This is a genomic window from Bradyrhizobium sp. 157, from assembly GCF_023073815.1.
Taxonomy (GTDB): domain Bacteria; phylum Pseudomonadota; class Alphaproteobacteria; order Rhizobiales; family Xanthobacteraceae; genus Bradyrhizobium.
The window spans coordinates 114,343-120,459 of sequence record NZ_JADPKF010000067.1; the positions used below are offsets into that span (position 1 = coordinate 114,343).

The following is a 6,117-nucleotide window of genomic DNA, read 5'->3' on the forward strand; positions in this document are numbered from 1 at the left end:
GTGACGAGAACACCAGGGAACAAGATGAGGGTTCGGCTCCATTCCTTCGGAGCCGGCCCTCTGGTGTGAATAGCGGCCGGACTGCGACGGGTGAAATGGCGCAGCCGATATTCTTCAAGCAACCTCCTTCCTCGACGCTGGCCGAGCTGGCCGCGTTGACGGGAGCTCTATTGGTTGACCCCGCGCGGGGCGATCATGTGATCAGGGGCCTTGCTTCGCTCGACGAAGCCGGTCCGATGCATCTGGCGTTTTTCGACAACCTCAAATACGCCGATCAGCTCAAGGCCACCAAAGCCGGCGCTTGTCTGGTCAGCCCGCGTTTTGAGGCCCAGGTGCCCGCCCATGTGGCGGTGCTGCGGGCGGCCCAGCCGTTCCGCGCCTTCGTGAAGCTGGCGCGCGAGTGGCACGCCGATGCGCTCCGCCCGCAATCCTGGTTCGACAATGACGGCATCGCGCCATCGGCGATCATCGACCCGTCCGCCCATCTCGAGGACGGCGTCATCGTCGATCCGCTCGCGGTGATCGGCCCGCGGGTCGAGATCGGCACTGGCACCGTAATCGGTGCCGGCGCGGTGATCGGCGCCGACGTCAAAATCGGCCGCGACTGCAATGTCGGTGCGCGTAGCGCGATCCAGTTCGCCCTGATCGGCAACAACGTCCTGATCCATCCCGCCTGCAGCATCGGCCAAGACGGTTATGGCTTCATTTTCTTCGGCCCGGAAGGCCATCTGAAGGTGCCCCAGACCGGCCGCGTCCTGATCCAGAACGATGTCGAAATCGGCGCCGGCACCTGCATCGACCGCGGCAGCCTGCGGGATACGGTGATCGGCGAGGGTACCAAAATCGACAATCAGGTCCAGATCGGCCACAATGTGACGATCGGCAGGCACTGCCTGCTGGCGGCCCAGATCGGGCTCGCGGGCAGCCTGACGATCGGTGACAACGTAGCGCTGGGCGCCAAGGTGGGCATCAACAACCACCTAAAGATCGGCGATGGCGCCCAGGTCACGGCGATGAGCGCGGTCAAGGACGACATTCCGCCGAATGGCCGCTGGGGCGGTCATTTTGCCAAACCGACCAAGCAGTGGTTCAGGGAGATTGTTGCAGTGGAGCGGCTGGCGCAGGGTGGCACCGTCGATCCGAAAGGTGAGGGGCGGGAGTGATGGAGGAGGCACCGGTCAGGTTTGAGCTCGTGGATATCAACGAGATCCTCAAGACGCTCCCGCACCGTTATCCAATGCTGCTGATCGATCGGGTGATCAAGATCCGGACCGATTACAGCGGTATCGGCATCAAGAACGTTACTTTCAACGAGCCGCCGTTTCTCGGCCATTTCCCCGAACGTCCGGTCTATCCCGGCGTGATGATGATCGAGGCCATGGCGCAGACCGCCGGCGTGATCGGAATCAAATCGGTCGAGGGCACCGAGAAGCCGCGCGCGGTTTATTTCCTCACCATCGATAAGTGCAAATTCCGCAAGCCGGTGATGCCCGGCGACACCATCGAGTACCACATGCGCTCGATCGGCCGCCGCAAGGCGATGTGGTGGTTTCACGGAGACGCCAAGGTGAATGGTGCCGTGGTCGCGGAAGCCGACGTCGGTGCAATGCTGACGGATTGAGCGGGATTGAATTTGTCCGTCACATAACTGACGTGTTCTGGATGTCTTTGTTCAATCCTTGGTAGTGGAATCCATTTTCGAGGTCGATTGACGAAATTTGCTGATCGGATCTGACCTCGGTCCATGCTTTTCAACGGAGGCGTCCTTGAACAAGTTTGCGTCCATCATTTCGTGTTTGGTCATTTTTCTGCTGATGCCGTCGCAAGCTTACGCGGCAGATCTCAATGGTCTTGTCGCGTCCCTCAAGGATGGGGGCTACGTCATCGTGTTTCGACACGGTGCCACCGACGATAGCCAGAAGGACATTTACCCCTTCAAATTCGACGACATGAGTGCGCAGCGCCAACTGAGCGAGAAGGGCCGCACGCTGGCGCGCGATCTTGGAACTGCGCTCGCAAAACTCGGTGTGCCGATCGGCGAGGTCTACACCAGCCAGCTAAACCGCGCGGTCGAGACCGGCAAGCTGCTCAGCGGCAAGGACGTGTTGCCTGTCGACGCCCTGACGGACAGCGGCGCGGGCAGCTCGTCGGCGATGGCGAACCCTGACGGCAAGAACGCCAAAGCTGGGCGCGCCGTCCGGGATCTCGTCAATGCGCCTCCGAAAGCCGGCTTGAATAACGTGGCGGTAACGCACAAGACCAACGTCGCCGATGCCTTCGGAAAGGAATTTGCCGATATCCGCGAGGGCGAGGCGCTCGTCTACAAGACCAGTAGCTCGGGCCCGGCCCACCTAATCGCGCGCGTGCAGCCTGGCGAATGGATCACACTGGCCGGCAGCTAACAGGACGCCGTTCGGCCGTGCATCAACTTTTGGCGAGCCGCGTAACCTAATTGTGCCATCTCGAGGGAACTTCAGCCGGCCAGCAGCTTTGTAGATGCTGTGGGGAATCTGTTGCCGGATGGCCGCATGAAGTTTCTCTGGGTCGGTGTTGCACTGCTAGGCACAGCTATTGTTCTCAGCGGACATGCCGTGGCCCGCGATGACGGTCGCTACGCCAACTCCCCGCTCAAGTCGTGGTTCGACAGCCTCAGGAGCGGAAAGGGGCCATGTTGCTCCGACGCTGATGGCTCTGTCGTTGCCGATGTCGATTGGGAATCCAAGGACGGTCATTACCGCGTGCGGCTCCATGGCGAATGGATCGACGTCCCCGACGATGCTGTGATCACTGAACCAAATCGCGCCGGCCGGACCATGGTATGGCCGATGTGGGGCACGGTCGGGATTACGATCCGCTGTTTTTTGCCCGGCAGCATGACCTAGCGATGACTCGGCCTTCGATCGGGGAATCGGGCAGCCGCGGATGGATCTCGCAGGCCTTGCGCGCCCGACACATGACGTAATCATACGTCACTAGACAGCATTGAAATGCCGCGCTAACCACCGGAAAACGCGAGATATTCGCGCGCAATCGATGGGCTGGGCTGCTTGATGGGTACGATCGATCCAACCGCGCGGGTTGAGGATGGCGCTGTGATCGGCGAGGGGACGACAATCGGTCCCTATTGCATCATCGGGCCGAACGTCGTCATCGGCGCGAATTGCAAGCTGATCGCGCATGTGCACATCACGGCACAGACCACAATCGGCGATGGCTGCACGATCTATCCGTTCGTCTCGCTCGGCACGCCGCCGCAATCGCTGAGCTACAAGGGTGAACTGACCCGGCTCGAGATTGGAGCGGGCTGCATCATCCGCGAATCCGTCACCATGAACGCTGGCACGGTCGCCGGCGGTGGCGTCACGCGCGTCGGCGAACGCGGCTACTTCATGAATTGCAGCCATGTCGGACATGATTGCCAGGTCGGCAATGACGTGATTTTCGCCACTTCGGCGACGCTCGGCGGTCATTGCGAGATCGGCGATTTCGCCTTCATCGGCGGGCTGTCTGCCGTGCATCAGTTCACGCGGATCGGGCCGCAGGTGATGGTCGGCGGTGTCTGCGGCGTGCGCGGCGACGTCATTCCATTTGGCCTCGTCAACGGCCAATATGCCAACCTCGAAGGGCTGAACATTATCGGCATGAAGCGCCGCAAGTTCACCAAGGAGCGGCTCGCCAAGGTGCGCTCGTTCTACCAAAAGCTGTTTCACGGGCCCGGTATTTTTGCGGAGCGGCTGGACGCGGTGCAACCGTTGGCCGGAGAGGATCCGGCGATCGCCGAAATCCTCGCCTTCATCGGCAACGGCAAGCATCGCGCGCTCTGCCTGCCCGCCGGCGACGGCAACAAACCTTGATGACGGGGTCGCCGCAGCCATGATCTCAGCGGCTTCCGACATTTCATCGCCGGTCGGCGTCATCGCAGGCGGCGGCGCGATGCCGTTCGCGGTGGCGGATTCGCTTGCCGCACGGGGATTGTCGCCGGTGCTGTTCGCGCTCCGCGGCGCCTGCGACCCGGATCGCGTCGGCCGCTTCCGCCATCACTGGATCTCGGTCGGACAACTCGGCCGTGCGACAAAACTGTTCCGCAGCGAGGGCTGCCGCGACCTGATCTTCATCGGCACGCTGCTGCGGCCCGCGCTGTCGGAGATCAGGCTGGACTGGGGCACGATCCGCGTCCTCGGCCGCGTCTGGGCGGCGTTTCGCGGCGGTGACGATCATCTGTTGTCGGGGATCGGCCGCATCCTCGAACAGGACGGTTTCCGGATGGTCGGCATCAGGGATGTCGCCCCCGACGTTCTGATGCCGGAGGGGCAGATTGCCCGTGCCACGCCGGATGCCGCCGCCGCCGCCGATATTGCCAGGGGGCGGGAGGTGCTCGGTGCGCTCGGCCCGTTTGACATCGGCCAGGCCGTGGTCGTGATCGACGGGCATGTGGTCGCGGTCGAGGATATCGAGGGCACCGACGGGCTGCTGGCGCGCGTGGCGAGGCTGCGTGAGGCGGGGCGCATTCGCGCCAAATCCGGCCGCGGCGTGCTGGTGAAGGCGCCGAAGAGCGGGCAGGATTTGCGCTTCGACCTGCCGACCGTGGGCGCAAAAACCATCGAAGGCGTGGCAAAAGCCGGGCTCGCCGGCATTGCCGTGATCGCCGGCCATACGATTGCCGCGGACTCGCAAGCCATGATCGAGGCCGCCGATCGCGCCGGCCTGTTCGTCCAGGGCTTGCCCGCGTGACGCCGCCTCGCGCGACCGCAGGGATGGAGCGGAGGATATTTCTGATCGCGACGGAAGAATCCGGCGATCGCCTCGGCGCCAGCTTGATGAAAGTGCTGCGCCAGCGCCTTGGCGATGCGGTACAGTTCGAGGGCGTCGGCGGCCGGGCAATGGCGCGCGAAGGCCTGGAGTCGCTGTTTCCGATTGAAGAACTCTCGATCATCGGGCTGGCTGCGGTCGTCAAGGAATTGCCGAAGATCCTCGGGCTGATCAAGGAAACGGCTATCGTGGTGACGGAGGCGTCGCCGGATATTCTTGTCATCATCGATAGCCCCGACTTTACCCATCGCGTCGCCAGGCGCGTGCGCGCCAAGGATCCCAAAATTCCGATCGTCGATTATGTGTCGCCCTCGGTGTGGGCGTGGCGGCCCGGCCGGGCGCGCGCGATGCGAAAATATGTCGATCACGTGCTGGCACTGCTGCCGTTCGAGCCCGAAGCCTATCGCAGGCTGCACGGCCCTCCCTGCAGCTATGTCGGTCACCCCCTGACCGAGCAACTGTCATCGCTGCGCCCGAACGCCGATGAGGCGAAGCGGCGGGCGGAATCGCCGCCAGTGCTGTTGGTGCTGCCGGGAAGCCGCCGCAGCGAAATTCGTCACCACATGACAGTATTCGGCCAGGCGGTGGGGCTGCTGCAGGAGCAGGGAACGCCGTTCGAACTGGTGCTGCCGACCATGCCGCACCTGCAGGAGGCGATCGTGGATGCGGTGAAGGGCTGGCCGGTGCAGCCCCAGGTCGTCATCGGCGAGCAGGAGAAGCGCGCGGCGTTCCGGATCGCGCATGCAGCGCTCGCCAAATCCGGTACCGTGACGCTCGAATTGGCATTGGCTGGCGTGCCGATGGTGACGGCCTACCGGACCGGTGCCGTGGAAGCCTGGATCTTGCGGCGGGCGATCAAGGTGAACTCGGTGATCTTGGCCAATCTCGTGATCGGCGAGAATGTCGTGCCGGAATTCCTCCAGGAGAACTGCACGCCGGAGAAACTCGCAGCGGCGCTGCGCGAGGCGTTGGGCGACAGCGAGCTGCGGCGGAAGCAACTCGAGGCCTTCGGCAAGATCGACGGCATCATGTCGACCGGCAACCAGCCGCCCAGCGCCCGTGCCGCCGATATCGTGCTGGCGACGATGCGAAAAGCGCGACGGGCGTAGGGCGCGGTAGGATGGGCAAGGCGAAGCGTGCCCACCAACATGTAGCGTTGCCGAATGAATGGTGGGCGGCGGCGCAGCGCCTTTGCGGACCAGTATCAGACCTCATCCTCTTATGTCCCGTGTCAAGAGGCGGGACATGATGAAGGGCTGTCTCCAGGAATTGCAGGAGAGGTGTCGGTGGAATGATCGTGCAAGGGTG

General features: G+C 63.2%; 7 protein-coding genes. All 7 read left to right on the forward strand.

The annotated features are described in order from the left end of the window. Window positions 1-95 precede the first annotated feature (95 nt). The 7 genes from lpxD to lpxB all read left to right on the forward strand — a co-directional run bounded on the left by lpxD (window position 96) and on the right by lpxB (window position 5,918). Window positions 96-1,163: a UDP-3-O-(3-hydroxymyristoyl)glucosamine N-acyltransferase gene (gene lpxD / locus IVA95_RS15325; protein ID WP_247511210.1), complete on the forward strand. Its 1,068-nt coding sequence runs from the start codon at window positions 96-98 to the stop codon at window positions 1,161-1,163. Further along, window positions 1,163-1,621 carry a 3-hydroxyacyl-ACP dehydratase FabZ gene (fabZ, locus tag IVA95_RS15330; protein ID WP_028345839.1) on the forward strand — a complete coding sequence of 153 codons (459 nt, stop codon included), beginning with the start codon at window positions 1,163-1,165 and terminating at the stop codon, window positions 1,619-1,621. Before lpxD ends, fabZ begins: the two co-directional genes overlap by 1 nt. Window positions 1,622-1,766: 145 nt before the next feature. Beyond that, window positions 1,767-2,402, forward strand: coding sequence for a histidine phosphatase family protein (locus IVA95_RS15335; protein WP_346658008.1), 636 nt, complete (start codon window positions 1,767-1,769; stop codon window positions 2,400-2,402). Between the two features lie 126 nt (window positions 2,403-2,528). After that, window positions 2,529-2,882 (forward strand): hypothetical protein, encoded by a 354-nt coding sequence (locus tag IVA95_RS15340; protein WP_213250306.1) that lies wholly within the window; start codon window positions 2,529-2,531, stop codon window positions 2,880-2,882. A 168-nt stretch (window positions 2,883-3,050) separates the two neighbouring features. Beyond that, window positions 3,051-3,854 carry an acyl-ACP--UDP-N-acetylglucosamine O-acyltransferase gene (gene lpxA, locus IVA95_RS15345; RefSeq protein WP_247511211.1) on the forward strand — a complete coding sequence of 268 codons (804 nt, stop codon included), beginning with the start codon at window positions 3,051-3,053 and terminating at the stop codon, window positions 3,852-3,854. Window positions 3,855-3,873: 19 nt separating this feature from the next. Beyond that, the gene (lpxI, locus tag IVA95_RS15350) at window positions 3,874-4,731 is read left to right on the forward strand and encodes a UDP-2,3-diacylglucosamine diphosphatase LpxI (RefSeq protein WP_247511212.1); all 858 of its coding nucleotides are present in this window, start codon (window positions 3,874-3,876) and stop codon (window positions 4,729-4,731) included. Between the two features lie 23 nt (window positions 4,732-4,754). Then, on the forward strand, window positions 4,755-5,918 hold the full coding sequence (gene lpxB, locus IVA95_RS15355; protein WP_247511218.1) for a lipid-A-disaccharide synthase: 1,164 nt from the start codon (window positions 4,755-4,757) through the stop codon (window positions 5,916-5,918). The last annotated feature ends 199 nt before the right edge of the window (window positions 5,919-6,117 follow it).

Coding starts and splice junctions, on each gene's coding strand:
- IVA95_RS15340 (WP_213250306.1), top strand. CDS start 2,529: ATGAAGTTTCTCTGGGTCGGTGTTGCACTGCTAGGCACAGCTATTGTT.
- lpxI (WP_247511212.1), top strand. CDS start 3,874: ATGATCTCAGCGGCTTCCGACATTTCATCGCCGGTCGGCGTCATCGCA.
- lpxD (WP_247511210.1), top strand. CDS start 96: ATGGCGCAGCCGATATTCTTCAAGCAACCTCCTTCCTCGACGCTGGCC.
- lpxA (WP_247511211.1), top strand. CDS start 3,051: ATGGGTACGATCGATCCAACCGCGCGGGTTGAGGATGGCGCTGTGATC.
- lpxB (WP_247511218.1), top strand. CDS start 4,755: ATGGAGCGGAGGATATTTCTGATCGCGACGGAAGAATCCGGCGATCGC.
- fabZ (WP_028345839.1), top strand. CDS start 1,163: ATGGAGGAGGCACCGGTCAGGTTTGAGCTCGTGGATATCAACGAGATC.